The following is a 26394-nucleotide window of genomic DNA, read 5'->3' on the forward strand; positions in this document are numbered from 1 at the left end:
TTGAATTTATTATTCAAAAAAAATTTACTAAATATTACAACTTAAGTGTGCATATAATAGAGGACAACTTGTGCGTTTGTCCCGATATAATAAATAGGACTCGCAATGCTCGCAATTAATGATAGTAATCCTCTCTATAAGTCAGGCGATCGTGAAATAGATTCCTGTGAAAGTTTGGTAAACAACTGCCCCTATGGAATGTACCGCACTGATTTCGATGGATATTTTTCATCCGTAAACCCTGCCTATGCAAAGCTCTTTGGATTAGAAACTCCAGAGGAATTCTTTGAATATATACAATCACAAAACTGCCAGCTATATACCGACCTAGATCTCCGCCGTGATATCTACAATAAACTCCGCAAGGAAGATCATCTCAGTCATATTGTCTATCAAATATTCAAAGTAGATGGCACAACACAATGGGTCAGTGAAAATTGTGTCACCGTCCGTGATCGATACGGGTCCATCATTGCTTTTGAAGGCTATGTTGAACCCTTAGCCAAGCCATCTTATACAGAGCAAATCAACTTGGTACCTGAAGTCAGATTCAGGGCGATATTTGATCAAATTGAAAATATTGCCGTTCAAGGATATGACCAGAGAAGACGTGTTATTTATTGGAATAATGCCAGCACACAACTCTATGGCTATTCACAAGAAGAAGCGATGGGGAGTCTCCTGGAAGAGTTGATAATCCCCAATCACCTTCGGGATGAAACGATCAATGCACATAAACGCTGGTTGAACTTTAACCAGCCCATTCCCTCGGGTGAAATAACGCTAAAAAACAAGGAAGGGAGTTCCATCCCTGTCTATTCTAGCCATGTCATGCTTGTAAACTGTAATGGTGAGCATGAAATGTACTGCATAGATGTGGAACTGACGGAAATCAAAAAGGTTGAACGCGCTTTACGAATTGCCAAAGATCACGCAGAACGTGCCAGTCAGGCTAAAACAGCTTTTCTTTCCACTATGACCCACGAACTGAGAACACCTCTTAATGCCATTATTGGGTTCTCGGAGGTTATGGAACAAAAGCTCTTTGGCGATTTGGGTCACCCCAGATATCAGGAGTATGTCAACGATATCCATAGAAGTGGAAGTCATCTGTTAGGCGTGATCAATGACATTCTTGATCTTTCTATGATCGAAGCTGGAGAACTCAATCTGATCCCCACCAATGTTAACATCAGGTCAGCTATTGCACATTCCATTCAAATTGCGCAGAGGAAGGCCATTAGCACAGGAATATCATTACAGACGAATGTGCCTAAAGACTTCCCATCCATAAAAATTGATGAACGCAGTATAAAACAAATATTCCTAAACCTACTGTCAAACGCAATAAAATTCACGGGTTCACAGGGTATCGTCAATATCACTGCGCACTATTCGGATGATGATGGATTTCTTATTGAAATCGAGGACAATGGTATCGGTATGAGTGTCAGCGAAATAGAGGTTGCATTGCGCCCATTTGCTCAGGTCGATAATACTCTTGAGAGAAAGTACGAAGGAACAGGTTTGGGCCTTCCGCTTTCACGATCACTTACTGTGATAAATGGTGGCACTTTGAAGCTTCTCAGTAAACCTGGGATTGGAACCAATGCCATCCTTCATTTTCCAGCAGAAAAAGCCGTTATGGAAGAAAAATCCTGATTTTCAAATCCGATAATAGCAAAAATGGAAATGGGGCCTAGAAGGCCCCATTTCCATTTAAAACTGATAACTCTTCGACTAGTTAAAACACCCGCCGAGATCGTTACCACCCAGTAAATGCACGTGGTAATGTGGCACTTCCTGACGTGCATTTATTCCGTGATTAGAAATAACACGATAACCTGTTTCAACAATCCCCTTATCCCGTGCGATTTCTCCAATGGCGCGATTGAGAGCAACAATTTCGTCCTCAGAGGCATTTTGCGAGAAATCAGCGAATGATACATAAGCTCCTTTTGGGATAATCAAAACGTGTACAGGAGCTTTTTCAGCAATATCATTAAAGGCAAGCACGTGATCGTTCTCAAAGACCTTGGCACAAGGGATTTCATCGCGCAGAATTTTTGCGAAGATATTGTTTTGGTCATATGTCATGGTTCGAAATCCCTTGATGAAACGACACGTAAAATTAACGAGAAAGTATAGGGTAATTTAACTAGAGAGGATTAGGTAAGGTCAAGTAAGTTATAATTTAAGTCTTTGGACGTGAGGCTTTTTCAGCGATCCCAGACTTACCTTTACGTCCCTCGAGTTGCTTCCAGATTTCTTCCGGTTTCAAGTCGCGTTCCGCCCAAAGTACCATCAAGTGAAAAAGCAAATCAGCCGATTCCGCAGCAAGCTCTTCCTTTGAACCGCTAACACCCTCAATCACAGTTTCCACAGCCTCTTCCCCAACTTTTTGAGCTATTTTGCTCACCCCTTTAGAGAACAGATTAGCAGTATGGGAAACCGAAGGATCATCGCCCTTCCGACTTAGAATGACAGAATAAAGCTCGTCTAAGACCTCTGCCGACACCTTGGTCGTACTCATGACATAAACTCCGCCAACATCGAATTAACAGTTATACCAAACGCACAGGTACACCTGCCTGTGCCATATGTTCTTTTGCTTCAGCAATTGTATAGGTTCCAAAATGGAATATCGATGCAGCAAGAACGGCAGTTGCATGGCCCTCTTTTACTCCATCAACAAGGTGATCAAGGTTACCCACACCACCAGACGCAATAACCGGAATCCGAACTGCGTCCGCAATCGCCCGGGTCAAGGGAAGGTTATACCCTGACTTTGTTCCATCTCGATCCATAGAGGTCAGAAGAAGTTCACCCGCGCCATAACTTTCCATCTTTTGCGCCCATTCGACCGCATCAAGACCAGTTTCCTTGCGCCCACCGTGGGTAAAGATTTCATATTTTCCGGGGGACACTTGCTTGGCATCAATCGCAACGACAATACACTGGCTGCCGAACTTCTCACTGGCTTGTTTGACGAACTCGGGATTGGTAACCGCTGTTGTGTTAATTGAGACCTTGTCCGCGCCAGCAAGTAACAGGGCACGGATATCTTCCAGAGTCCGGATTCCGCCGCCAACCGTCAAAGGCATAAAACACTCTTCAGCCGTCTGAGAGACAACATCCAGCATGATATCGCGCTTTTCATGGCTCGCGGTTATATCAAGGAAGCATAGTTCATCAGCTCCAGCCTTATCATAGAGCCGGGCCTGTTCGACCGGATCGCCAGCATCGCGTAAACCAACAAAATTGACGCCCTTCACAACGCGGCCATCTTTGACATCAAGACAAGGAATTATACGTGCCTTAAGCATGTTATTCTCCAGGCCCCCTTAGGGACTATCTGCTATTTCTCAGGGCTTTTCAGCCCTCTATCAACAACCGAACAATATCTTCTGCACAAAAGCAGCCTGATATACTATCCTGCCGCTATCTTTAATGCTTCTTTTGGATCAATCCGTCCGTCATAAATCGAACGCCCGCAAATAACGCCTTCAATGCCTGCGTCTTCTACGGCTTTGAGCTGTTTAATGTCTTCAACCGAAGCTACCCCACCAGAAGCAATCACCGGGATGGAAATCTCGCGCGCCAGATTGGCCGTTGATTCAACATTACACCCTTGAAGCAGGCCGTCGCGGTCGATATCGGTATAGACAATGGCACTTACACCAGCATCCTCGAACTTTCGCGCTAAATCCGTTGCCTCAAGGTCACTGGTTTCGGCCCAACCCTCGGTGGCAACCATACCTCCGCGGGCATCAATACCCACGACAATCTTCCCTGGGAACACTTTACAGGCTTCGATAACAAGCGCGGGATTCTTAACTGCAACCGTTCCCAATATAACTCTGGAAACACCCGTTTCTAGCCACTGTTCGATCGTCTTAAGGTCTCTGATACCGCCCCCCAGTTGGGTCGGCATGGAAACCGTTTTTATGATATCTTCAACCACACTACGATTGACCGGGCGTCCCTCAAAAGCGCCGTTCAAATCAACCATGTGTAAAAATTCAAAACCAGCGTCTTCAAACTCTTTTGCTTGAGCTGCAGGGTTAGAGTTAAAAACAGTCGCAGTATCCATCTCTCCTTTGAGAAGACGAACTGCTTCACCATCCTTAAGATCAATTGCCGGAAATACAATCACGTCTTGCTACCCTCAGGAATTATTCAATAATTTGCTGTAATAATGACCGGCAACCCACTGGTCATTGACTTTTGCATAACTATGTTGCGTGCCCCAACGCGTAAACCCGATCTGTTCATAGACTCGGATTGCCTGCTTTTGAGTTTCACGAACATCAAGGTTCAGAACACTTAAACGATGTTCTCTAGCTGCCTGCTCTACTGCCTTTACCATCTTCAACGCCAACCCATGTCCACGGGCCCAGGGCGCGAGGAAAAAAGATGAAAGTTGTCCAGCATGAGATTGCGCCTCATTATTACGCGGCTGCATGTGTAACTGGGCAGAACCGCATATCGTACCATCCAGACGTGCCACAAAAATCTGCCGGCCAGGAATAAGCAGCGTTCCTCGCCAATGATTTTCCAGGACATCCCGCTCTGGCACGCGTAACCAACCAAACCCACCACCATCTTCAATAGCAGCTTCAGTCGCATCACACAGATCGTAAAGATCTGGGCCACGAAATTCTGTCAGTTCGGTCACCACCACAGTCGGGGCGAGATCAGGCATAGTCGGAGTAGGGGTCATGGTTTCCACTTTAGGAAATTAGCAAATAGTTTCAATCCAGCATCCTGAGATTTTTCAGGGTGAAACTGGGTACCAATCATGTTGTCTTTACCAACAACCGCAGAGATCTCATGCCCGTATTGAACCTCTGCGAGAACGTGCTCTTTGTTTTCAGGGACGTAGTGGTAGCTGTGAACAAAGTAGATATGTGTACCGTTCTCAAGACCGTCAAGAACAGGGTGATTTTTAATAATATTAAGTTCGTTCCAGCCCATGTGAGGAATTTTCAGGCTCTGGTCTTTCGGATCCATCTTGATTACTTCACCCGGGATCCAGTCCAAGCCGTCACAGTCTTTGTACTCACGGCCAACACTCGCCATAAGCTGCATTCCAACACAAACCCCCATAAAGGGCTTACCGTTTTGGATGACCTGTTCACGCAGAACCTCTATCATACCTGTCGTCGCATTAAGGCCACGCCAGCAGTCCGCAAATGCGCCAACGCCAGGTAAAACAATATGATTGGCCTTGCGGACGATTTCAGGATCACTTGTCACAATCACAGGTGTATTTAGGCCTGATTCTTTTGCGGCACGTTCAAAGGCTTTTGCTGCAGAACGTAAGTTACCCGAACCATAGTCGATGATCGCGAGCGTCATTTTAGGTACCTCATCAAGTTTTCTCTCATGATCTCAAGGATTCTTTACAGGAAATCCTGAATCAGAGCACACCTTTGGTCGAGGGAACTTCATCCGCTTTCCGCGGGTCGATTTCGATAGCTTCGCGAATGGCACGAGCCAACGCCTTAAAGCAGGCTTCGACAATATGGTGGTTATTAAACCCGTGAAGCTGATCAACGTGGAGAGTCATTCCAGCGTTAAAGGAAAAAGCCTGAAACCACTCTCGGAATAGCTCAGTATCCATATCCCCAATTTTATCGCGATCAAAGTTCACATTCCACACCAGGTATGGCCGGTTGGATAAATCCAGCGCCACGCGGCTCAAAGCTTCATCCATCGGTAAAAGGCAGGAACCGTAGCGTTTGATGCCCTTGCGATCACCCAATGCTTGTTTGAAAGCCTGCCCAAGAGCAATACCTGCATCCTCAGTCGTGTGGTGGAAATCGATATGCAAATCACCCTTCGCGCGCAAGGTAATGTCCATCAACGAGTGACGAGATAACTGTTCGATCATATGATCGAGAAATCCGACACCTGTCTGCACATCATACTTGCCGGTACCGTCCAGATTGATGGTCGCCGTAATTTGCGTTTCGTTGGTATTGCGTTCGATACTTGCCTGCCGCACGGGGTGTCCTTCCCAATGACTGATTCGTAGCCCTTAAAATAAGGTACTTAGACGATAGTTGTATAGACGACTGACTTTCTTCTTATTACGAGAAAAGTCGCGGCTTTTGTAGCAGGTCAGCCCGGTTCATGCCAGCGAGATTATCATTCAAAACCGCATTATATTACTTCAATGCATCCCCTATTACATACATGGCTACATACACGACTACATACATCGTAAAAGCGCTACTGGAATCTTTAACAAAATTCCTCAACAAGATACCGCGTCAGATCATTGTCATACACAATGGGACCTTGTATGAAATATCCCTAACACATTGATGACCTGAAATACTGTGATGCGAGTTCAAGAAATTTAATATTTATACCTTTAACAGCAGAAACATACTTTTCCGGTAAGATCATCCCTTGACGCGACGCAGTGAATGGACCATTTCAAAAACATGTCTGAAAACGATCCTATTAAATGGCGCGGCACGACAATCTTGTCGGTCCGCAAAGGTAACAAAGTGGTAATCGCCGGCGATGGCCAAGTTAGCCTGGGCAATACCGTTATCAAAGCAAATGCACGCAAAGTACGCCGTCTTGGAAAAGGCGATGTTATCGCCGGTTTCGCAGGCGCAACTGCAGATGCATTCACCCTTTTTGAACGCCTTGAGGCTAAATTGGAAACTTATCCAAGCCAATTGACACGCGCTTGTGTTGAGCTGGCCAAGGATTGGCGTACTGATCGCTACCTCCGAAGATTAGAGGCGATGATGGTTGTGGCTGATTCCACGACATCTTTGATCTTAACCGGAAACGGCGACGTTCTGGAGCCTGAAGATGGCTTAATGGGAATCGGCTCAGGTGGATCATTTGCTCTATCTGCCGCCAAGGCTCTCATCGACATTGAGGGACTTGAGGCAGAAGAAATTGCCCGCAAATCCCTCGGCATTGCAGCAGATATCTGCGTGTACACCAACACCAATTTGACCGTCGAAAGTATGGACGCCGAATAATGACAGAACATAATATTCAACACGCCAGCTCTTTCAGCCCACGGGAAATTGTATCCGAGCTGGACCGTTATATCGTTGGGCAAGATGAAGCTAAACGTGCCGTTGCGATTGCATTGCGTAACCGCTGGCGCCGCCAGCAACTTACCGATGAAATGCGCGAAGAAGTTCTGCCTAAAAACATTCTCATGATCGGCCCCACCGGTGTAGGGAAAACCGAAATCGCACGCCGTCTTGCCAAACTGGCGAACGCGCCTTTTCTAAAGGTTGAAGCAACCAAATTTACAGAAGTTGGGTATGTTGGTCGCGATGTAGAGCAGATTATTCGTGACCTCGTGGATGCGGCCATCTTGATTTCACGTGAAACACACCGAAAATCTGTCACTGCACAAGCTGAGCAAAATGCAGAAAATCGCGTGCTTGATGCCCTTGTTGGCGAAGGTGCCAGTGAGGAAACCCGGCAGAAATTCCGTAAAATGTTGCGCGAAGGTCAACTCAACGACAAAGAAATTGAAGTTGAAGTAACCGATAGCAGTGGTATGCAAATGCCGACCATGGATATTCCCGGCATGCCAGGCGCAAGCATGGGAATGCTCAACCTAGGTGATATTTTTGGCAAAGGCTTTGGCCAAAAGACCAAAAAGCGACGTATGAAAGTCGAAGATTCTTATGAACTTCTAATGGCGGAAGAAGGGGATAAACTTCTTGATGAAGAATCCCTTATTCACGATGCCATTCATAACGTTGAACAAAACGGTATCGTTTTCCTTGATGAAATTGACAAAATTACTATTCGTTCTGAACGCAGTGGTGGCGATGTCAGCAGGGAAGGTGTGCAACGTGATCTTCTCCCTCTTATTGAAGGAACAACCGTCAGCACCAAACACGGTGCGGTTAAAACAGATCACATCCTCTTTATCGCTTCAGGTGCTTTCCACCTTTCAAAGCCATCAGACATGCTGCCTGAATTACAAGGTCGTCTCCCGATCCGGGTAGAGTTAAACGCGCTAAGCCGGGATGATCTGAAACGAATTCTCTTGGAGCCTGAAAACAGCCTTATCAAGCAATACATCGCCTTGATGGGAACTGAAGATCTTACTCTTTCTTTCGAAGACACAGCGATTGATGCCTTGGCAGATCTTGCAGCGGATATAAATACATCGGTTGAGAACATTGGGGCTCGCCGTCTTCATACTGTACTCGAGAAGTTGCTTGAAGAGATCTCTTTCACAGCAACTGATCGCTCTGGTGAAAGTGTCGTTATATCAGCTGATGATGTCACTGAGCGGGTTTCAGGCCTTGCGAAAGACACTGATCTTTCCAAATTCATTCTTTAAAAATATGAATTGAGAATAACAATGAAACAACGCTATCGCTTCATCACAGGGAAAGATGATGACCAGTTTTGTCTTCGGATTTCCAAGGCCCTTGAAGATGGCTACAAACTATACGGCTCTCCATCATTAACATTCAATGGGACTGATGTTATTTGTGGCCAGGCAGTCGTTTGGCAAAACGAAAACGATAAATAGCTCTTTATTATTGAGGTTATTTGCTAAAGCAGGAGTTTCAGGACTCCTGCTTTTTTATTTTCCAGGCAAATCGCTCACGTAAAGTTTAACTCCTGGGCTATTGGTATTTACTCCCCTAGACCCCCATATTCCAGTAATCGAAATGGTGACAAGAGGATCTTGTAGCAATGAAGACTTATGCTGTGACAAAAGAAGCAATCGCGAAACTCACGCCCGAGCAGTTTCGAGTCACACAGGAAAATGGCACCGAACGTCCTTATACGGGCGAATACTACAAGAACAAAGAGGTTGGTATCTACGTGGATGTGGTGTCCGGTGAACCTTTGTTCGCTTCGTCTGACAAGTATGACAGTTTCTGTGGCTGGCCCAGTTTTACCAAACCTATTGTTAAAACCAACGTTGCCGAGTATCGAGATGCATCACTCGCTATGGAACGTGTGGAAGTACGCTCGAAACATGGTGACAGTCACTTGGGGCATGTCTTCACAGATGGGCCTGAAGATACAGGTGGACTTCGGTATTGCATCAATTCTGCTTCGTTAAAGTTCATTGCAAAAGAGCAGATGGAAGCAGAAGGTTATGGCGAGTATCTTGATCAAGTGGAGGATGTATAAATGACTGAAAAAGCTGTACTGGCAGGCGGCTGCTTCTGGGGAATGCAGGATCTTATTCGACAACTTCCAGGCGTCGAGAAAACCAGGGTTGGTTATACGGGCGGCGATGTAAAGAACGCGACTTACCGCGATCATGGCACCCACGCCGAAGGGATAGAAATCTTATTCGATCCGACAAAGACCTCCTATCGAGAAATTCTGGAGTTCTTTTTCCAAATTCATGATCCTTCCACACCAAACAGACAGGGAAATGACAGAGGAACGGCCTATCGCTCAGCTATCTATTACACCAATGATGAACAGCTTCAGGTAGCGAGAGATACCATTGCCGACGTGGATGCCAGCGGATTGTGGCCTGGTAAGGTCGTAACAGAAGTTGAGCTCGTCGGAGAATTTTGGGAAGCCGAAACAGAACATCAGGATTACTTGGTAAACCATCCCACTGGTTATACCTGTCACTTTCCAAGGCCGAACTGGAAATTACCTGTACGTGCTGTCGCAGAATAACCCTGGCCCGTTAAGTCGCCCTAAATGTAGGTGCTAATAGAAACAGGAGTTTTCGGACTCCTGTTTTTCAATATAAATGAGAGATCATTTCGATAAGAAAATGATTTTATCTAATCCGTCGATTTGGTTCGATCCAGATTGTCATCCCATTCAACGTTAATAATCTTCATCATAGCCTCTATCTGATCATCTGATAGCTCTGTAATCTGTTCCGCCAAACAGTTTGCCAGATAAGTGGCTTTTGGAGTTAAACCAGCCGTATTTACAGATACCTTTGGATCAGACCGTATAGCCAGTTCCTCTAGTTCTTCGGCATCATCCCATATTATGTTGAGGTACTGACATACTCTATGAACAAAGCGTCTGCTTGGCTGACCTCTATGGCCGTGCTCAACAGAAGACAGATAGGCTGAAGACACGCCTAAGCCTTTAGCCATTTCTTTAAGAGTAAGGTTTCGGTCCGCTCGTATTTCGCGGAGCTTGTGTCCAAAGGGTGTCATGAGAACATTATACAGTATAAACAGAGAGGTAGCGAGATTTGACTTTCGGACAGTCTCTATCTTTCCCGCCGCCTTTTCAAGAGCACATATAATGCACCACTCCCACCGTGATGGTGTTTTGCGTGACTGAACGCCAATATAGATCCCCGATTGGTCTCATCGTTCAACCAACGCGGAACCATCGTTTTCAACACCCCCTGAGATTGTGGGCCCGAGCCTTTACCTGTAATGATAAGAACATTACGTAAATTTCTTGCTCTACAATCGCGGATGAATGCTGCCAAGGAAGACATCGCCTGAACCTGAGTTTGACCATGGAGGTCCAAAATTGCCTCCATAGGCATCCTGCCTTTGATAAAGCGTTCTGCCTGCCTGCCATCCATGTTCTCAACTTGACCATGCGAAAGCGAGCTTAGGTTTTTCTTGAGAGATTCTGGGATGGGTCTAGATTTTGCTGGTGCAGACCGATAGGGCTTAAAGGGAATTTCAGCATCCCCATCAGAGATCTCTGCCTCAAACTTATCCGGATCAAAACTTGGTTGTGGAAGAACGCGGCCAAAGACAAAGTAATCCCGATTTTCCAATGGCTTCACAGACTTTGAGACCATGCGCCATAGATCGGGTTCACTCTTTGTAGGGGATTTTGATTTGTCTTTTTTAGCCACGTGTTTTCACAAAAATAATTGGGTAATCGTTTGGGGAAAAGTCTCGGCTTTCCCAATGCCATCATGCAAAATAGCAATACAACCGCCTTCACAACTGAAGCGGAGGTAATGAACTTCGCCCCTGATTGCAAGCCCCTTGTGGTGAGAAGCCTTGTTTAACCCTGTTTACTCTATCTGAAAACCTGATCTCGTGGGATGCTATTTATTATCCACTTACTTGATCATTTTGAGCCAAGGTCTTGGCCAAAATCTTAGGAAGCAAGAGATAATAGCGCCCCTTTTGTTTCATTTTACCCGCCTGAGCCAGTGCTGGTTCACCCGGTCCCCAGAAAAAATCACCCCGAACCGGTCCGCGTATGGCACTCCCGGTATCCTGGGCAACCATCAGGCGCTGTAAGGGCTTCTGGGTGCCTGGCCATGTTGTATCAAGCCAGAGAGGTACTCCCAATGGCATATGGCGGGGATCCACAGCAAGTGAACGGGCAGGGGTCAGGGCAATCCCCATAGCACCAATAGGACCTTCTCCCTTAATTTCCCGGAAAAAGATAAATCTCTTATTCCTTTGCATTATTTCATTGGCCCGCTCTGGGTTTTCACGCAGCCAAGTGCGAATGGCCTGCATTGAGACCTTATCTCTTGGGATAATTTCCTCATCAATTAGCGCCCGGCCAATGGCGTAAAATTTATGGCCGTTGTTACCTGCGTATCCCACTCGAACAACTTCACCATCAGGCAGCTTTACCCGGCCAGAACCTTGGACATGCAAAAAGAAAACATCGACGGGATCATCAGACCAAATAACCTCAAGGCCTTGATCGTTCAGAGCCCCGGATTCTATTTCTGTTCTTTCATGATAAGGCACAAGACGGTTGTTTTTTAACTGTCCAACCAGAGTTGTTCCCTTCAATTTTTCATCAAAATCACTCAGACGGACGGTTATCAGATCCTTTGGAACATCATAAAGCGGGTACTTGTAAGTCTCATCAGGCACTAAAGATCCCTTGAGTTCAGCTTCATAATAACCCGTGAACAGGCCTTCCTGATTTTCGTTATTTTTAACCTGATAGGGCGTGAAGTTTTCTTCCAGCCAGATTCCAAAATCCTTGTGGTTCTCGGATCGCTCCATAAAACCAGTCAGGGAATTACAAACGACTTTCCAATCCGCAGCGGTCCCGGCAAGAGAATCAGGTCCAACTCCTTTGTCATCCGGCCAACGTACATAGCGTTGGCAACTTTTCGATAACGCAGGAAAAGCCTCTATAACACGATCATCCTGCCAACCCGGCAGATCTGAAAATGACACCTGAGTAAGCGTCAATTTTTCTTCTACTTCTGTCGTAGGTACAGTTTTTTTTGCGACTTGATCACAAGAAAAAAGCAATACAGAAGATAGTAATACGAGACCAGAACGCACACCTAAGGTACGCGAAACTATAGACCTGACTTTAAAAGACAAAGGCAACCCCCCAGCCCAACCCAAGAAGTAGGACTGTCAAATAAGTTATCGATTGGCAAAGTCTAGTTGGGACTGCGGGTTTCCACCAGTAGCCAATTTGGGTTATTACTGCGGGTGTCACGAGAGAAGGTCCAAATATCAGTTACCTTGGCAACATGGTTGGCATCTCCATCCACAGTATTACCGTTGGTATCCCGGGTGACATTAACCTGCTCTGATACGAACTTCACAGTAACTACCACGTGGCGCCCAGACATTTCCGCTTCGATAATATCGGCATCAGAAATGCCAACCATCACAGTTTCATGTGTATAGTTTTGTGATTCTCTATCATCTATAGCAGACTTAAAGTCCCGGTAGACATCGTCAGCAAGAAGATCACGGAGCGTATTTTTGTCGCCAGATGCATAAGAGGTGATGACCATTTCAAAGGCCATGCCTGCACCCTTAACAAATTCAGAAGAATCAAAACTCCGGTCAGCCTCGTTAATGTCTGATAGGCCTTTTGCAAGGTCTGAATTTGCCGGGATAACTTCTTCGGCAATCTTACCACTGTGCATTGAACCTGTTTTGAACTCCTTGGCGGGAGCTTCAGAAACATCAGAGAATTTTGTATCTGCTTGATCACGTTGCCCGCGATTCGGCATGTTAACAACATTATCGTTTTCGCCCTGATCTTGCACAAAAGGATCGTGATCAGGTCTTTCTTCAAACCCCGTACGCTTGCCGAGGGTACTGCGTAGTCTTAAAACAAGAAAAACTGCAACAGCAGCGAGAAGAACAATTTCAAAAAAAGGGAAGCCGTTACCCATGGGTGATTTGTTCCAATAAATATTGATCTGCTACTAGTTAGAAGCCATTTTAGCTCCTATATTCATAGTCACTATATATACTTTAAATAAGCAAGTGCTTAAGAAAGAGCAAGTATGGGAATTATTTTCCTTTTTCTTTTTATCGGTATCCCTCTGTTGGAGATTGTCGTCTTAATAGAAGTCGGGGATCAAATTGGCCTGTGGAGTACCATTGGCTTAATTATCCTTACAGCTGTCATTGGCACATGGATGTTAAGATTCCAAGGTCTTGTAACACTTGCAAATGCCCAGAAACAACTCAATCAGGGAGCGGTTCCTGCCAAGGAAATCTTCGATGGTATCTGCCTGTTAGCCGCAGGGGCACTATTGCTCACCCCCGGATTTGTCACTGACAGCATTGGCTTTAGCCTTTTGATCCCTCCCGTTCGTGAAGTGTTACGCAATACACTGGGTAAAAAGATTGCAGCGGGAATACAGAATTCCCAGGCACATCAACAAGGATTTCATCCACAGGATAGAAATCAGCGGTCCCCCTTCACCAATGCTGGAGGCTGGAATAAAAACGATGATACCGTCATTGACGGGGAATTTCAGGATGTTACTGAAAATGATCACGACCGTTTAAAATAAGCTTTCCAAGCCTCGTAATAAGGGCAGCTTCATAGAGCTGCCCTGAATTATTTCCACTTAATGGAACAACCCATAGAGGCAATTTGATCTTTCGGGCCTTGGCCTGTTTCAACCACATTTAACATGGCTTCTAATAAATCACGCCTCGCATCTGGTACAACCCTGGCAGTCGAAGCATCCAATCGGCCGCGATATTGAAGACCGAGGCCTGCGTCAAATCCAAAAAAATCTGGCGTACAAACAGCGTCGTAAGCCTTGGCAACTTCTTGCGTCTCATCAATGAGGTAGGGGAAATTAAAGTCGTTTTCCTGACTGAAGACTTTCATGTTTTCGGGTGAATCAGATGGGTATCCCAGATAATCGTTAGACATCACCGCGGCAATTCCAATCCCTGCTGACTGCAATTTTTTGGCATCATCGACTAAGTTACCGACAATGGCCTTCACATAGGGACAATGGTTACAGATAAAGGCAATCAAAGTTCCATTGGGTCCTCTGATATCTTCAAGATTCCATATTTTTCCATCGACATCAGAAAGCGAAAACTTTGGCGCTTTCCACCCAAAATCACAAATCGGTGTTTCTAGAAGCATATTTTTTCCTGTAAAATGATTATCCTGTAAGGCTGAAAAAGACATTGTCCCCTAAAACCCAAATTTAACTTTATTAGTCTCATTACATTTTATTGATATTTATTGAGTAACCGAGCCAGGGTTCCCTTCTTTTGTAACCTGAAAATGGCTCGTTCGATTTCCGGAATCAAATCTTTTTGTGAAACATGTAAATAGGGGAACAGTTGCGTTTCACTAACCACTGCTGCTTCTTGAATACTGCTATCTTGGAATTTTTCTTTCAAAAGGTGACGGCTTACAATTCCTGGCCCCGCTAGATATGCTGAAATACGGTTTTTGATCAGCAGCTTAAAGGCGTGATCAGAATCCTTGATAACATAAGTTAGCTCAGGAGGAAGAGAAGATAATAATTGCTGTGCCTTTTTACTTCCCCGTAAGTACCCAAGAACGTATTTCTTTGAAAGGCTTTGCTTAATCATAGCTTCATAGGAAATGAAACTCTCAACAATTTCTGGATTTATAGCAAACACAACGTGCTGTACCGTATAATGAGATGCATTAACGACCATCACATTCGGAAACCCATTAACCTGTAGCCCCGAAATTCGGGCGGCCAGTCCATCTACCGACCCAGTATTGGCTAGAATTAAGGCTCTTTTTTTAGGTGCTTGCCTAACTTCAAAATTAATACCTGTTTCAATGCTTAATTCTTCATAAAACCCTTCAAGATATTGAGTAAAAATACCTTCGCCTTCGGGTGTCTGTAGAGCGTCAACCACTTTGTCCGGTTGCGTCAACCACCTTGGCCGCTTTTGATGCGGCTGTGATCTGACGTTTATTTACGATGCTTCAGGCATATTTTTCACCTTTTTGTTTGTGGTTTTCCGCAACATTTTTTTGAGATTTTGGGCGGCTTCCCATTGTCTGTAGCTGTCGATATTCATCTCAAGAATGGTTGAGTGGTGAACAAGACGATCGATTGCTGCAACGGTCATGGCCTTATCTTGAAAAATATTGTCCCATCCGCTAAAAGGTTGATTGGCAGCAATTGCAATACTTCGGTACTCATATCGTCTGGCGATCAATTCAAAGAGCACGGATGTTTCAGATATATCCCTTTGTGCATAGGTAATATCATCGAGAATGATGAGATCAAATTTATCGAGTTTTGCGAGGGCGTTTTCGAGCATAAGTTCACGTCTGGCAGCCTGGAGTTTTTGCACCAGATCACTGGTTTGCGTATAGAGCACACGGTATCCAGCCTCTATAAGAGCATAACCTACGGCGCATAGGAGATGAGTTTTTCCTCCCCCTGAATTTCCAATGGCAATCAGATTTGCTCTTGCGTCAATCCAGTCACCGGCAGACAAGGCTTCGACCTGCGCCTTTTTCACGTTAGGCAGCCGCTTGAAGTTAAAAGTGGCCAGAGTTTTTCCGCCCAGCAGGTTTGATGCGTTGAGATGGCGTTGAATGCGTCGCGTGTCCCTTTCGGCCAATTCATATTCGGCCAAAACGGCAAGGAACCTGGCTGCTGACCAGCCCTCCTTGTCGGATTGGATTGCGATATCTTGCCAGTGTTTGTGAAAGCTGGGTAATCGTAAGTCAGTTAGCATAAGAGGCAGCTTGTGCTGATCCACTTCAATGTTTGTCATGCCCGATCCTCCAACAGAGTATCAAAGACTGATAATGAAGGTTGAACCACGGGAATATCAGGAGGTAAATCCGTGTTCTTTTTTGTGATATTCAGCTTAAGTTTTTTTGCGCAAGGTAGCCTTCCTGCATTGATTTCTCTCGAAATCAGGTGCGCGACTTCGGCCTCACAAGCCTCTTCGTGCGCAAGGAAAAGTATCCCAACCATCTGACGACACGCATCTCTGCGGGACAACTTTTTCTGAAACAATGTCCAGGCCAGGGAGTACTCGGTTCTTGGAAAAATACTGTCACGATAAATAGAATTGGCGAGTGCCTGAGGTTTACGTTTGAGAGCATGAATGACGTGATGATAATTGATAACATGAATGCGGGGGCCTTTGCCGTGCCCCCGCTCACGAGAATGGCTGACGACATGAGTGCTGCCTAGATAGGCTTCTATCCGGTTATCGTAAATATGGACACGCAAGCGTTGACCAATTAGGCGAGAAGGGGCGCTATAAAAAACCTGCTTAACTAAAAAACCACTTGTTTTGGTAACTCTCGACACGACTTCAGTGTAATCTGTTGTTCGCCGAGGAGGTAACGCCTTGAGAGATTTCAACTCTGTTTGGATATCTTGGTCACGATGTTTGTTCCGTCTAGCAATCAGCTCGTCCAAAAATCGCCGATACTCATCCAAAGTGTCAAAGTCATTACTGCCACGCAAAATCAGGGCCTGCTTTATCGCAGTCTTAAGGTGACCGTGGTGAGATTCAATGGCACCGTTCTCGTGTGATTCCCCTCTGTTATTTCGACTGGCCTCCATACCGTAGTGCTCAACAAAAGCAGAATAACGTTTGGTAATGTCCTCCTTTTCCTCAACGCTCAAATTCCGAAAGGCCGCAGACAGGCTGTCGGTCCGGTGGTTTTCAGGAGCGCCCCCCAAGGACCAAAGCGCATTTTGTAAGTTCTCCGCAAGGGCTGTAAAACTCTCACCGCCAAGTACGACCCCAACATGTTCCCATCGGCTATATACCAGAACAAAATGATAGAGCCGATGCACCAAAGGATCTCCTGCAATGGTAATACTTAAGTCGGCTGCATCCGTGAAATCTGATTGGCCCATGTAACCCGGCTCAGGTGTTTGCCTGAAAATGATATCCTTTTCAGGGCCATTCAGAGCCCGCCATCCCCGAACTCGGCGCTCTAACGTGCGCTTGACACGGTCATCGGGAAAACGGAGCGGATAGAGGCTCTGTATGTGGCGCAACAAAGTAATGGGTTTGACCGAGTTGTCTTTATCCAAAATGGGAAGGATGTCCTTATCCCAGATATCTTCAAGCGGATCAGAAACTGTTCGCCCTCGCTTTATATTGCGTTGTGACGGTAAAGTCGCATCAACGTCAAATCGGCGGGCCGTGCGTTCGCTAAACCCTGCGCGGGCAGCGGCGGTTCGTTGACCATGAGTTTTTCTATCTGTCATGTAAAGTCTCAGTTGTTCATCTGTGATAAATTTATACGGCAAACAGGTTCCTCCAATTACATCTAGAGGTTCCTAATTTATCAACTCACAGCAGCTTGTAACTAACACCAAATTAAGCCTTGGCCGGTGGATCTGATTATCAAACGGGCACGCCCTTTTTAATGATCAGATCCACCGGCCAAGGTGGTTGTCGCAACCGGCCAAGGTTATTGTCGCTGAACAGGTGTCACCATTACCAGGTTTCGACTTGGTACTTCTTGAGAAAAAGATAGTGATGACAAACCAAATATCAGCATAAAAAACAAAACAACAAATGCATGACAGATGTATCGAATAAGACAGATCATAACGCTAATTGGCTTAATTATTTTCCAAAATATCTTCAAGATACTTCTTTGATTGATATTATCAGCCCTGTGTTAAAATATAAATAACTGTCTTTTCTCAATGCACAGCACGTCTTTACCGCTTTCAAAGTATTCCAATTTAAAACGAACAGTTTTCTTGTGTAGGCTAGATGTATAATCTCCATACAGGTCATTGAGCATCACCCGCATATTTAGGATTAATGATGTATTTTCTCAGACATGGGCAATCCCAGTTTAATGTTACCTACTCCAAGACCAAAATTGATCCAAACATTCCGGACCCGGAACTAATAGATATGGGACGCGACCAAATTCGGTCTTCAGCAGAGAAACTCAAGGGTAAAGAAATCACACACATTCTTGTAAGCCCCTATACAAGAACCCTACAAACGGCTGAAATTGTTGCAGATATTCTTAAACTCCCCATAAAAATAGAATCACTTGTCCATGAACACGCTTTTTTTTCCTGCGACATAGGGTCACCCGCTTCCAGGTTATCCCGATCTTGGCCACATCTTGATTTCAAAGGTTTAAACGAACAGTGGTGGCCTGATTTGAATGAGACAGAACATCAGGTAAAACTCCGGTGTCAGGAGTTTCAGCAAAAAATGTTGGCTCTTGGAGACTGGTCAAGAACTCTAGTGGTAAGTCATTGGGCCTTTATTCGCAGCATGACAGGCAAGGAAACCCTTAATGGCGAAATTCTCAATGTTGACTTGGCTGCATTAAAAATCAAAATGAATGACAATTATCTCAATGCCAAATAACCCCAAGGTTAACTGAAACTCACCCCATTTTTTATAACGACTCAGTCACAAAGAATTTAGGCTCTGACTTAATCGTTGGTTGTCCAGGCGTGTAAAGCGTGCTAGCCAAACAGGCAAACATTTAGGGAGCTTTTTTATGGCTGAAGAAAATACAGCCCAGCAACAGCCGCTGGTTATCAAGATGCAGTTCATCAAGGATCTATCTTTCGAGAACCCAAATTCTCCGATGATTTATCCAATGATGTCAGAAAAAGCACCTCAGCTTGACATCAACATCGACGTTAGCCCAACTCAACTATCTGATACAGCATATGAAGTTGTTCTCAATATCCGTGGTTCTGCCACTATTGACGACAAAACAGCCTTCATGGTTGAGCTCGATTACGGCGCGGTTGTTACCCTGGCAGAAGGCCTGGAAGCACAAATCGTTGAATTATTGTTGATGGTTGAAGCTCCACGTTATCTGTTCCCATTTGCACGTAATATCGTTGCTGACATCACACGTGACGGTGGATTCCCGCCATTGATTATGAACCCAATCGATTTTCATCAGATGTTCATGCAGCGCAAAAGCGAAGCTGCAGCAGCTGAAGCCAATACTGAAATGGCCAAAGACGATACTACAGCTGAAGCATAATAATTGTTTGCTGATAAGTTTTTATAAAAGGGCGGCTTTTGCTGCCCTTTTTATTTTCAGGAATATCCTGATCCTATTTTTTCCAAAGCGGATCGCTTAACAATTCAAGCATTGCCTCGTGAGCAGCAAGCTCTTCTTCAGGGACGATATGTGGGCGAGGTTCGCGTATAGCCTTTCCAGTCAGCGGTACAGGTCCTGTAGCCGAAGACCTCGCACCAGCTTGTTTTGCCCCTTTTTTATTCGCCCCGAGATCAAAGCCATGCTGTCTGCCCCCCCGGAGCTCGAGATAAACCTCTGCCAGCAATTCGCAATCGAGAAGAGCCCCGTGATAGGTACGTGACGAGTTATCAATCTCAAAACGGCGGCAAAGAGCATCCAGGTTTACAGGGGACCCAGGAAATAACTCACGTGCAATAATTACCGTATCAATTGGCTTGTTCTTAAGCGCTGGTTTTCCTGCCCACTTAAGCTCAGAATTGAGAAATTTCATATCAAAGGGGGCATTGTGAATTACCAGAGGATCTTCTCCGATAAATTCCAGGAACTCATCAACCACCTCGGGAAAGAGAGGCTTATCGGCCAAGAACTCAGAACTGATCCCGTGCACTTTAAAGGCGCCCTCAGGCATATCCCGTTCTGGATTGATATAAAGCTGCAGTGATTTTCCTGTGGGAAGGTTTTGATAGACCTCCAGACAGCCAATTTCCACGATACGGTGGCCTTCTTCAGGTTTAAAACCTGTTGTTTCTGTATCGAGAATGATTTCACGCATTAATTTTTATCCAGAAATTTAATTTAACGACGGTAAATTTTCGAAAGGTGAGGGGAAAAGCTGCGACGCTTTATATCACCTGAGCTTAAGACATCAACGAGCTCTTTAACCCGAAGGTAACTGTATCTCATTCCTTGATTAGACTTTATTACATAATCAGCAAGCGCTCTTTTTTCTGCATCAGGCGTTTGTTTGCTCAAAATTGAACGGTATTTACTCTCTGTCATTCCTTTTCGCGATAAAACTCTTTGATCCTGAAGAAATTCAGGACTGCTTACCACCAAGACGCCATCACAAAAGCGATAACCTTTTGTTTCAAATAATAAGGGGATGTCCAAAACGACGAGTTTTCTGCGTTGATGAGCGTATCGCGACAAAAAATGATACATTTTTTTTCTGACAAGCGGATGTAATATCGCCTCGAGCTCAGTTAATTTTGTTGGGTTACCAAAAACTTCATCCCCGAGCCTTTTTCTATCCACAGCACCGTTTATGACTACACTTGGGAACTTGGCCTGGATATCCCTAACAGCAGCGCCATTTTTGCTCATCAATTTATGAACCGTTGCATCAGCATCATGCACAGGAACGTGCAAACGCCGAAACATTTCTGCTGCAGTGCTTTTCCCCATGCCAATTGAACCAGTTAATCCAAGGACATACATCAGATTATCCCCCGAATGCAGCTAATGCTTTCGTAGTTTAGGCCTTCATATAAAGAGCCCTTACCCATTAAGGACAAATTCTCTCAACGCTGATGTGACTTCTGGCTTTTGAGAAAACCAGGCTTCAAAACCAGGACGCGCTTGGTGTAAAAGCATGCCCAGACCATCGACAATCGGATTACCGCGAGAGCGAGCCAATTCTAACAAAGGTGTAATAAGCGGGGCGTAAACAATATCGGTTACCACAGCATTGAGAGGTAAATCAGATAAATCCAATTCTAACGGCGGTTGCCCCGCCATACCAAGACTGGTTGTGTTAACCAAAAGATTTACATCAGAAAGAATTTCGCTGCGTTTTTCCCAATCGACGACCTGAATATTACCTTCATGGCCTATGGATAAATCTGCAGCCAACGCTTCCGACCTACTTTTAGTCCGATTGACCAACAGGATTTCGGGCACGCCAGCATCTTGAAGCGCGACAATGACACCTCTTGCTGCCCCACCAGCGCCAAGAACAACAACTTTAGCTGTTGAAAATTCTAGGTTCTCCGAATTTTGACGTAAGTTCTCAATGAAACCATAAGCATCAGTATTGGAGCCGTATGATCGTCCATTTTTAAAAACGATGGTATTTACCGCTCCAATCCGGAACGCAAGCGGGTCGACCTCATCACAGTATTTCAAAGCAGCTTCCTTATGGGGAACAGTAACATTAACCCCTTGAAATCCTGCATTTTTCAATCCGTTTAAGGAGTTCTCAAAATTATTAGATTCGATTGCAAGCGGAAGATAAGCACCATCTATTGCCAGTTTGTCTAACCAATATCCATGAAGCCTGGGGGATTTGGAATGAGAAATAGGCCAGCCAACAACACCTGCCAAACGTGCTTTACCAGTTAAAATCATCAGGCAATAATCCTGTTATCGCGTAAAAAAGTGAGAAGAGGGAGCAACGACAAGCCAAGGATTGTAAAGTAATCCCCCTGAATGCGACTAAAGAGCTGGGCCCCAAGACCCTCCAATTGATAGGCACCAACAGAGTAAAGAGCATCATCGCCAACAGCCTCAAGATAGGATTTTATAAAGCCGTCATCCAACTGCCGCATTGTCAAAGACGCGGTCTCATTGTGATGCCATAAGCGGTGGCCATTTTTTACCACGCAAACAGAACACTCCAAGGTGTGTATTTTACCGGACAAGGCTTTCAAATGTGCCGCGGCATGATCCATATCTTCCGGTTTATCAAACCAGATCCCATTACAATTGAGCATCTGATCTGCCCCGATAACTAAACAATCTGGGTTGGAAATAGAAACCTTGCGGGCCTTCAACTCGGCCAGAGTTTCAGCGACCTGAAGAGCCGTTGCACCTTCGTGTTTAAGAGAATCCTTAACCGCGGTCTCATCAATTGCAGCAGGTAAGGTTCCCGCAAGTCGAACCCCGGCATTGCGCAAGAGTTCCTGCCTCGCCTTACTCGCAGAAGCCAGAATAACGACTGTATCGATTAAATTATCCCTAGGGATAAAATCACTCATCCCCCATACCCATATGACGATGGTAATGTTTGATTATTGTGGCCGCAGTCTCTTCAATTGACCGACGGGTCACATCAATAATAGGCCATTGGTGCTCATTGCAGAGTTTACGCGCAATTTTCACTTCTTCCTTAATCGATTCAAGATGCACATAATCGGTCTCTTCCTCGTTCGAAATCATCTTTAATCGGCTGCGGCGAATTTGCATCAAGCTGGCCGGGTCCTTAGTCAAACCGACGACCAAAGGATTTGTCAGACTATCGAGTTCAGCAGGAAGAGGGCACCCTGGTACTACCGGGACGTTTGCCGCCTTAAAGCCACGGTTTGCAAGGTAGATACAGGTTGGCGTCTTTGAGGTTCGAGATACCCCCAGCAGCACTATTTCAGCATCATTAAGATTTTGCGGTAATTGCCCGTCATCATGGTTCAAGGCAAAATTCATCGCTTCAATTCGATTGAAATATTCAGTATCGAGAGTGTGCTGAAGACCGGGTTTTCCCGACATCTCAAGATTAAAATAACTGGCAAGAGCGTGAATAACCGGATCAAGTACGGGAATGGACGGCAATCCCAAACGTCGACATTCCCTAATTAATATTTCACGAAGCTCTTGATTAACAACAGTAAAGAGTACAGGTCCTGGTTTTTGGCGAATTTGAAGAAGCACTTTCTCCATCTGCACTTTGGTTCGAATTAAGCTCCAAACATGCTCTATGGGTTCTTCCACCTTAAACTGGACCATACAGGCCCGTGCTACCGAATTTATCGTTTCACCTGTTGAATCTGACACAAGGTGTAAATGGGACTGCGACATAATCTATTTCCGAACTCTCTGCCCTGGGCTGATCTTTGGAGACTATTCATACACATTAAGGCTTTGTCGGGAAACCTCCAGTTAGTCAAAACCACTCTATCCAAAAATTATCAATCTCTCAGCCAAAGATGCAATTTTTATATTATTTTAAACTTACTTAGTCATACTTTAGCGGCTCACACCAATTTCTGTTGTCGAACGCTGACGCTTAGTAACCGTGTATTCTTATGGAATTCAACATGGATAGAAAGCAATACAGTTATACTAACCTCGTAGGTTTTCCCCTTATTTGCCTTGTTTTTATTCTTGGAATTTCAGGATATTTTTTAAACCAAAATATCAACGAGTTATTAATCCGTTGGCACCAAGAAAAAATGGTCCTGACAATAGAGGGAATTAGTGAAGTATTTGACCATCAGGAAAACCACTTAGATAAAAGACAAGTCAGATCAATAGTAGAGCATTTCAATCATTTTTCAGGTAACCGTATTACGGTTATAGCCATAACAGGGGAAGTTATTGACGATTCTGCAGTCCCCGTTAATACCGCTCATAACATAAAAAGCCAATCGGATAGACCAGAAGTCATCGAAGCTCTCAAAGGACGTTTTGGCTTTAGTACCCACATAAGCTCAATCACAAAAAAAGAAATGAGTTATGTCGCTATATCTTCTGTCCTTAACGAAGATACAGTTGTGATTAGAGCCGCAAAATCCACTGAATCCATCTCTCATGAAAAAGATGAGATGTATCTCTTCGTTATTACGATTGTCTCGATAACCTTGGTTGGTGCCGGGATAATGGGGTTTTCGATAATCAAATATCTCAATAAGCAGGTTAATCACGAATATGAACATCTCGAAGAGAGAATTACAGTTCGAACAACACAGATAAATAGATTACAAGAGCTCGGTACAATGTTAAGCGCTTGTAATAATAAAGAAGAATCAATCGAGGTCATAGAGAAGCTCGTACCTCTTTTAATTCCAAAAATGTCGGGGGCCCTGGCCCTTTTTAACGCCTCCAGAGATTTACTAGAAATCAAAGCCGAGTGGGGAGAGGCCTGGTCGGGGCATAAAGTATATTCTGCAAACGAATGCTGGTCCTTAAGAACCGGACGGGAATACGAAACCGGGCAAAATACCTTTGGTATTCCTTGCAAGCATCTTGAGGGGCTAACGGGTCATTATTTTTGCATTCCTCTAATTGCACACGGTGAAACTCTCGGGGTTTTACACATAACCACCCAATCTGGGCGGTTATCAGATGAATGCAATGATTTGGTTTTTGCTATTGGTGAACAACTTGGTTTGGCCATTGCCAATATAAATTTACGGCGAAGCCTTAAGGAACAAGCAACCAAAGACGCTCTAACAGGCTTGTATAATCGTCGTTACCTAATGGATATATTAGCAAACGAAGTCTCAAGATCCGAAAGACATCACAAAGTCATCGGCGTCTTAATGATGGATCTCGACCATTTCAAACGTTTTAATGATACCTATGGTCATGATTGCGGTGATCTCGTTTTATCAAAACTCGGATCTACTATAAAAAAATGTTGCCGAGATCATGATATCTGTTGCCGATACGGTGGTGAAGAATTCACCGTTATCCTCATGGAATCTACGATCGATAATATGAATCTCGTCGCTGATCGTATTTGCGCGGCCGTTAGGTCAATGGAAATTATATACACTAACCAGTCTATTTCAGACTTATCTATATCCATTGGGATATCCGTATACCCCTATCACGGATCTACACCCGAACAACTCTTAAAAGAAGCCGACAAAGTCCTCTACCAGGTTAAAGAAGAGGGACGCGACGGATATAAGATCAAGGAAATTCCTTCTGAAAAACTCGAGAACCCAGAAGGAAACCTTTCCGAAAACACGGATGATGTTGCCCTATAGTCCTATTCTATTAGCCCTTTGAAAATCATTACACTTCCCTAACATACCCATGTGAATAAGCCTGGGGGTACTGGGTAAAACTTTGTGGATAACTATTCATTTTTTCCACAATCCGTTTTTTTACACACCTTGTCCCCCAAGCACTCCCTCGTCTTATGCGACAATTCGCGACAATACCCACACCTGTGTAAAACCTGTAAAAGGACTCCAGACACAAAGAAAGTTATCCCCGTGATTCACATAATTAAGTGAATTTTTGGACTCCATGACTCTCTGAGGAGTCGCTATTTTTGATCCACGTGAAGACTCACAGAAGATGTGAAAAACGAAATTGAGAGCTTGAAGGTTGCGGACAAGTTATGAATAACTAAACAATCCTCGTGATTCACAGGGATCTACAACAACAACAAATAATTACTAATACATAGTATATTAATAGAGATAACTTTTAACGCGAGGTTCGAAAAGATCGTGAAGACCGAAAACAAACTCATGATCCGTGCTCTAAAAGGCGAAAAAACGGAACGCACACCAATCTGGCTTATGCGCCAAGCAGGACGCTTTTTACCCGAATATCGAAAAACCAGAGCATCAGCGAATGGGTTCCTCGATCTTTGTTATAACCCTGATTTAGCTGTAGAAGTAACGCTTCAACCCATTAGGCGTTTTGGATTTGATGCTTCGATAATGTTCAGTGATATCCTGGTGATACCACATGCACTTGGTCAAAATGTGTGGTTTGAAGAAGGTGTTGGGCCAAAGCTTGAGCCTCTAAATTCCATTGAAGATCTTGATAGATTAAATATGGATAATCTTCATGAACATCTTGCCCCAATATATGAAACCCTTGGACGTTTAAAAGAAGAGCTACCCAAAGAAACAACTTTAATCGGATTTGCTGGTGCTCCTTGGACTGTAGCCAGTTATATGATCGAGGGTGGTTCTTCCAAAGATTATGCAAAAGCAAAAACCTGGGCTTTTTCCAGACCAGAAGAATTCGATAAAATTATCAATCTGGTAGTAGAAGCAACAACACGATATCTCATAAAACAAATTGAAAGCGGAGCTGAGACCGTTCAGATTTTTGATTCCTGGGCAGGTGTATGGCCAGAATTTGCTCTTCGCCGTTGGTGTTTGGAACCTTGCGAAAGAATTATAGCTGGAATCAAATCTGTTTATCCCGATGTCCCAGTTATTCTCTTTCCAAAGGGAGTAGGAAATAGCTATCCAATCTTTGCTAAAGAGAGCGGAGCAGATGGCCTAGGTTTGGATACAACTCTTTCTACGGCTTGGGCGAGAGATAACCTTCAACCGCATGTAACAGTCCAAGGAAACCTTGATCCGCTGCTTCTGGTTGCCGGTGGAGAGCTTCTCGATCGTTCAATCGAACAAATTCTATCAGATCTCAGTGATGGTCCCTTTATTTTCAACTTAGGTCATGGCATTGTCCCGCAAACGCCGATAGAACACGTCGAACATATGCTTAAGCTCGTCAGGGGCTGAT

General features: G+C 44.6%; 31 protein-coding genes. 11 read left to right on the forward strand and 20 right to left on the reverse strand.

The genetic code is table 11. The features are described from left to right. Positions 1–105 precede the first annotated feature (105 nt). Complete coding sequence (locus tag ACOGW3_RS11785) at positions 106–1662, forward strand: PAS domain-containing sensor histidine kinase (protein ID WP_419903148.1); 1557 nt, start codon at positions 106–108, stop codon at positions 1660–1662. Between the two features lie 78 nt (positions 1663–1740). Here ACOGW3_RS11785 and ACOGW3_RS11790 read toward each other — a convergent pair whose 3' ends face one another. The 7 genes from ACOGW3_RS11790 to hisB form a co-directional block, all read right to left on the reverse strand. Next, entirely contained in the window at positions 1741–2097 is a 357-nt protein-coding gene (locus ACOGW3_RS11790; protein ID WP_419903149.1) for a histidine triad nucleotide-binding protein, read from the reverse strand. A gap of 97 nt (positions 2098–2194) precedes the next feature. Then, on the reverse strand, positions 2195–2533 hold the full coding sequence (locus ACOGW3_RS11795) for a phosphoribosyl-ATP diphosphatase (RefSeq protein WP_419903150.1): 339 nt from the start codon (positions 2531–2533) through the stop codon (positions 2195–2197). 31 nt (positions 2534–2564) lie between these two features. Beyond that, positions 2565–3326 (reverse strand): imidazole glycerol phosphate synthase subunit HisF, encoded by a 762-nt coding sequence (gene hisF / locus ACOGW3_RS11800; RefSeq protein ID WP_419903151.1) that lies wholly within the window; start codon positions 3324–3326, stop codon positions 2565–2567. A 104-nt stretch (positions 3327–3430) separates the two neighbouring features. Beyond that, complete coding sequence (hisA, locus tag ACOGW3_RS11805) at positions 3431–4156, reverse strand: 1-(5-phosphoribosyl)-5-[(5-phosphoribosylamino)methylideneamino]imidazole-4-carboxamide isomerase (protein ID WP_419903152.1); 726 nt, start codon at positions 4154–4156, stop codon at positions 3431–3433. A 12-nt stretch (positions 4157–4168) separates the two neighbouring features. Continuing rightward, positions 4169–4705 carry an N-acetyltransferase family protein gene (locus ACOGW3_RS11810; RefSeq protein WP_419903153.1) on the reverse strand — a complete coding sequence of 179 codons (537 nt, stop codon included), beginning with the start codon at positions 4703–4705 and terminating at the stop codon, positions 4169–4171. Positions 4706–4719: 14 nt separating this feature from the next. Beyond that, positions 4720–5361, reverse strand: a complete 642-nt coding sequence (gene hisH, locus ACOGW3_RS11815; protein WP_419903154.1) for an imidazole glycerol phosphate synthase subunit HisH — start codon at positions 5359–5361, stop codon at positions 4720–4722. Positions 5362–5422: 61 nt separating this feature from the next. Further along, positions 5423–6010: an imidazoleglycerol-phosphate dehydratase HisB gene (gene hisB, locus ACOGW3_RS11820; protein WP_419903155.1), complete on the reverse strand. Its 588-nt coding sequence runs from the start codon at positions 6008–6010 to the stop codon at positions 5423–5425. 445 nt (positions 6011–6455) lie between these two features. Here hisB and hslV point away from each other — a divergent pair, with 445 nt between their 5' ends. From hslV to msrA, 5 genes are all read left to right on the forward strand, one after another. Beyond that, positions 6456–7013, forward strand: a complete 558-nt coding sequence (gene hslV, locus ACOGW3_RS11825; RefSeq protein ID WP_419903156.1) for an ATP-dependent protease subunit HslV — start codon at positions 6456–6458, stop codon at positions 7011–7013. Continuing rightward, on the forward strand, positions 7013–8347 hold the full coding sequence (gene hslU / locus ACOGW3_RS11830; RefSeq protein WP_419903157.1) for an ATP-dependent protease ATPase subunit HslU: 1335 nt from the start codon (positions 7013–7015) through the stop codon (positions 8345–8347). The genes hslV and hslU overlap by 1 nt, the downstream gene beginning before the upstream one ends. A 21-nt stretch (positions 8348–8368) precedes the next feature. Next, the gene (locus tag ACOGW3_RS11835) at positions 8369–8542 is read left to right on the forward strand and encodes a DUF1737 domain-containing protein (RefSeq protein ID WP_419903158.1); all 174 of its coding nucleotides are present in this window, start codon (positions 8369–8371) and stop codon (positions 8540–8542) included. A gap of 167 nt (positions 8543–8709) precedes the next feature. After that, positions 8710–9156: a peptide-methionine (R)-S-oxide reductase MsrB gene (msrB, locus tag ACOGW3_RS11840; RefSeq protein ID WP_419903159.1), complete on the forward strand. Its 447-nt coding sequence runs from the start codon at positions 8710–8712 to the stop codon at positions 9154–9156. After that, entirely contained in the window at positions 9157–9663 is a 507-nt protein-coding gene (msrA, locus tag ACOGW3_RS11845; RefSeq protein WP_419903160.1) for a peptide-methionine (S)-S-oxide reductase MsrA, read from the forward strand. It begins immediately after the preceding gene. Between the two features lie 110 nt (positions 9664–9773). On the opposite strand, the gene ACOGW3_RS11850 is transcribed toward msrA, so the two are convergent. The 4 genes from ACOGW3_RS11850 to ACOGW3_RS11865 form a co-directional block, all read right to left on the reverse strand. Next, on the reverse strand, positions 9774–10163 hold the full coding sequence (locus ACOGW3_RS11850) for a helix-turn-helix domain-containing protein (RefSeq protein ID WP_419903161.1): 390 nt from the start codon (positions 10161–10163) through the stop codon (positions 9774–9776). A gap of 56 nt (positions 10164–10219) precedes the next feature. Then, positions 10220–10828 carry a Smr/MutS family protein gene (locus ACOGW3_RS11855; RefSeq protein WP_419903162.1) on the reverse strand — a complete coding sequence of 203 codons (609 nt, stop codon included), beginning with the start codon at positions 10826–10828 and terminating at the stop codon, positions 10220–10222. 205 nt (positions 10829–11033) lie between these two features. After that, the gene (locus ACOGW3_RS11860; RefSeq protein WP_419903163.1) at positions 11034–12146 is read right to left on the reverse strand and encodes a murein transglycosylase A; all 1113 of its coding nucleotides are present in this window, start codon (positions 12144–12146) and stop codon (positions 11034–11036) included. Positions 12147–12346: 200 nt separating this feature from the next. Continuing rightward, positions 12347–13096: a Tim44/TimA family putative adaptor protein gene (locus tag ACOGW3_RS11865; RefSeq protein ID WP_419903164.1), complete on the reverse strand. Its 750-nt coding sequence runs from the start codon at positions 13094–13096 to the stop codon at positions 12347–12349. Positions 13097–13210: 114 nt separating this feature from the next. Here ACOGW3_RS11865 and ACOGW3_RS11870 point away from each other — a divergent pair, with 114 nt between their 5' ends. Further along, complete coding sequence (locus ACOGW3_RS11870) at positions 13211–13726, forward strand: FxsA family protein (protein ID WP_419903165.1); 516 nt, start codon at positions 13211–13213, stop codon at positions 13724–13726. A gap of 47 nt (positions 13727–13773) precedes the next feature. Here the strand turns inward: ACOGW3_RS11870 and ACOGW3_RS11875 are convergent, their stop codons facing one another. Genes ACOGW3_RS11875 through istA form a run of 4 tightly spaced genes read right to left on the reverse strand, consistent with a single transcriptional unit; the run spans position 13774 to position 17455 of the window. Further along, the gene (locus ACOGW3_RS11875) at positions 13774–14364 is read right to left on the reverse strand and encodes a thioredoxin family protein (RefSeq protein WP_419903166.1); all 591 of its coding nucleotides are present in this window, start codon (positions 14362–14364) and stop codon (positions 13774–13776) included. Positions 14365–14408: 44 nt separating this feature from the next. Beyond that, positions 14409–15077 (reverse strand): hypothetical protein, encoded by a 669-nt coding sequence (locus tag ACOGW3_RS11880; protein WP_419903167.1) that lies wholly within the window; start codon positions 15075–15077, stop codon positions 14409–14411. A gap of 60 nt (positions 15078–15137) precedes the next feature. Continuing rightward, positions 15138–15950: an IS21-like element helper ATPase IstB gene (gene istB / locus ACOGW3_RS11885; RefSeq protein WP_419901088.1), complete on the reverse strand. Its 813-nt coding sequence runs from the start codon at positions 15948–15950 to the stop codon at positions 15138–15140. Then, positions 15947–17455: an IS21 family transposase gene (gene istA, locus ACOGW3_RS11890; protein ID WP_419901087.1), complete on the reverse strand. Its 1509-nt coding sequence runs from the start codon at positions 17453–17455 to the stop codon at positions 15947–15949. The genes istB and istA overlap by 4 nt, the downstream gene beginning before the upstream one ends. 526 nt (positions 17456–17981) lie before the next feature. Between istA and ACOGW3_RS11895 the strand changes: the two genes are divergently transcribed. Both ACOGW3_RS11895 and secB read left to right on the forward strand, forming a co-directional pair. Beyond that, positions 17982–18548: a histidine phosphatase family protein gene (locus ACOGW3_RS11895; RefSeq protein WP_419903168.1), complete on the forward strand. Its 567-nt coding sequence runs from the start codon at positions 17982–17984 to the stop codon at positions 18546–18548. A gap of 136 nt (positions 18549–18684) precedes the next feature. Then, entirely contained in the window at positions 18685–19185 is a 501-nt protein-coding gene (gene secB / locus ACOGW3_RS11900; protein WP_419903169.1) for a protein-export chaperone SecB, read from the forward strand. Positions 19186–19258: 73 nt separating this feature from the next. Here the strand turns inward: secB and dnaQ are convergent, their stop codons facing one another. The 5 genes from dnaQ to ACOGW3_RS11925 are packed head-to-tail and all read right to left on the reverse strand — an operon-like array spanning position 19259 to position 22974. Continuing rightward, positions 19259–19957: a DNA polymerase III subunit epsilon gene (gene dnaQ / locus ACOGW3_RS11905; protein WP_419903170.1), complete on the reverse strand. Its 699-nt coding sequence runs from the start codon at positions 19955–19957 to the stop codon at positions 19259–19261. A 23-nt stretch (positions 19958–19980) separates the two neighbouring features. Then, positions 19981–20622 (reverse strand): dephospho-CoA kinase, encoded by a 642-nt coding sequence (coaE, locus tag ACOGW3_RS11910; RefSeq protein ID WP_419903171.1) that lies wholly within the window; start codon positions 20620–20622, stop codon positions 19981–19983. Positions 20623–20682: 60 nt separating this feature from the next. Next, the gene (locus tag ACOGW3_RS11915) at positions 20683–21531 is read right to left on the reverse strand and encodes a shikimate dehydrogenase (RefSeq protein ID WP_419903172.1); all 849 of its coding nucleotides are present in this window, start codon (positions 21529–21531) and stop codon (positions 20683–20685) included. Then, positions 21531–22160, reverse strand: a complete 630-nt coding sequence (locus ACOGW3_RS11920) for a Maf family protein (RefSeq protein WP_419903173.1) — start codon at positions 22158–22160, stop codon at positions 21531–21533. The genes ACOGW3_RS11915 and ACOGW3_RS11920 overlap by 1 nt, the downstream gene beginning before the upstream one ends. After that, entirely contained in the window at positions 22153–22974 is an 822-nt protein-coding gene (locus tag ACOGW3_RS11925) for a pyruvate, water dikinase regulatory protein (protein WP_419903174.1), read from the reverse strand. The genes ACOGW3_RS11920 and ACOGW3_RS11925 overlap by 8 nt, the downstream gene beginning before the upstream one ends. Before the next feature lie 239 nt (positions 22975–23213). On the opposite strand from ACOGW3_RS11925, the gene ACOGW3_RS11930 reads away from it, so the two are divergent. Then, complete coding sequence (locus ACOGW3_RS11930) at positions 23214–24890, forward strand: diguanylate cyclase (protein WP_419903175.1); 1677 nt, start codon at positions 23214–23216, stop codon at positions 24888–24890. Positions 24891–25361: 471 nt separating this feature from the next. Then, a complete protein-coding gene (gene hemE / locus ACOGW3_RS11935; RefSeq protein WP_419903176.1) occupies positions 25362–26393 on the forward strand; it encodes a uroporphyrinogen decarboxylase in 1032 nt (343 codons plus the stop codon). Position 26394: the final 1 nt, after the last annotated feature.

The sequence above is a fragment of the Kiloniella sp. genome (genome assembly GCF_965205715.1).
Classification (GTDB): domain Bacteria; phylum Pseudomonadota; class Alphaproteobacteria; order Kiloniellales; family Kiloniellaceae; genus Kiloniella.

Bases quoted from the DNA above. Each gene is read 5' to 3' on its own strand.
- secB (WP_419903169.1), top strand. From the start codon at position 18,685: ATGGCTGAAGAAAATACAGCCCAGCAACAGCCGCTGGTTATCAAGATG.
- hisF (WP_419903151.1), bottom strand. From the start codon at position 3,326: ATGCTTAAGGCACGTATAATTCCTTGTCTTGATGTCAAAGATGGCCGC.
- ACOGW3_RS11835 (WP_419903158.1), top strand. From the start codon at position 8,369: ATGAAACAACGCTATCGCTTCATCACAGGGAAAGATGATGACCAGTTT.
- ACOGW3_RS11920 (WP_419903173.1), bottom strand. From the start codon at position 22,160: ATGAGTGATTTTATCCCTAGGGATAATTTAATCGATACAGTCGTTATT.
- istB (WP_419901088.1), bottom strand. From the start codon at position 15,950: ATGACAAACATTGAAGTGGATCAGCACAAGCTGCCTCTTATGCTAACT.
- ACOGW3_RS11895 (WP_419903168.1), top strand. From the start codon at position 17,982: ATGATGTATTTTCTCAGACATGGGCAATCCCAGTTTAATGTTACCTAC.
- hslV (WP_419903156.1), top strand. From the start codon at position 6,456: ATGTCTGAAAACGATCCTATTAAATGGCGCGGCACGACAATCTTGTCG.
- hisH (WP_419903154.1), bottom strand. From the start codon at position 5,361: ATGACGCTCGCGATCATCGACTATGGTTCGGGTAACTTACGTTCTGCA.
- msrA (WP_419903160.1), top strand. From the start codon at position 9,157: ATGACTGAAAAAGCTGTACTGGCAGGCGGCTGCTTCTGGGGAATGCAG.
- ACOGW3_RS11865 (WP_419903164.1), bottom strand. From the start codon at position 13,096: ATGGGTAACGGCTTCCCTTTTTTTGAAATTGTTCTTCTCGCTGCTGTT.
- ACOGW3_RS11790 (WP_419903149.1), bottom strand. From the start codon at position 2,097: ATGACATATGACCAAAACAATATCTTCGCAAAAATTCTGCGCGATGAA.
- hslU (WP_419903157.1), top strand. From the start codon at position 7,013: ATGACAGAACATAATATTCAACACGCCAGCTCTTTCAGCCCACGGGAA.
- ACOGW3_RS11785 (WP_419903148.1), top strand. From the start codon at position 106: ATGCTCGCAATTAATGATAGTAATCCTCTCTATAAGTCAGGCGATCGT.
- dnaQ (WP_419903170.1), bottom strand. From the start codon at position 19,957: ATGCGTGAAATCATTCTCGATACAGAAACAACAGGTTTTAAACCTGAA.
- msrB (WP_419903159.1), top strand. From the start codon at position 8,710: ATGAAGACTTATGCTGTGACAAAAGAAGCAATCGCGAAACTCACGCCC.
- ACOGW3_RS11850 (WP_419903161.1), bottom strand. From the start codon at position 10,163: ATGACACCCTTTGGACACAAGCTCCGCGAAATACGAGCGGACCGAAAC.
- ACOGW3_RS11875 (WP_419903166.1), bottom strand. From the start codon at position 14,364: ATGTCTTTTTCAGCCTTACAGGATAATCATTTTACAGGAAAAAATATG.
- ACOGW3_RS11795 (WP_419903150.1), bottom strand. From the start codon at position 2,533: ATGAGTACGACCAAGGTGTCGGCAGAGGTCTTAGACGAGCTTTATTCT.
- ACOGW3_RS11925 (WP_419903174.1), bottom strand. From the start codon at position 22,974: ATGTCGCAGTCCCATTTACACCTTGTGTCAGATTCAACAGGTGAAACG.
- ACOGW3_RS11915 (WP_419903172.1), bottom strand. From the start codon at position 21,531: ATGATTTTAACTGGTAAAGCACGTTTGGCAGGTGTTGTTGGCTGGCCT.
- ACOGW3_RS11870 (WP_419903165.1), top strand. From the start codon at position 13,211: ATGGGAATTATTTTCCTTTTTCTTTTTATCGGTATCCCTCTGTTGGAG.
- coaE (WP_419903171.1), bottom strand. From the start codon at position 20,622: ATGTATGTCCTTGGATTAACTGGTTCAATTGGCATGGGGAAAAGCACT.
- ACOGW3_RS11810 (WP_419903153.1), bottom strand. From the start codon at position 4,705: ATGCCTGATCTCGCCCCGACTGTGGTGGTGACCGAACTGACAGAATTT.
- ACOGW3_RS11930 (WP_419903175.1), top strand. From the start codon at position 23,214: ATGGATAGAAAGCAATACAGTTATACTAACCTCGTAGGTTTTCCCCTT.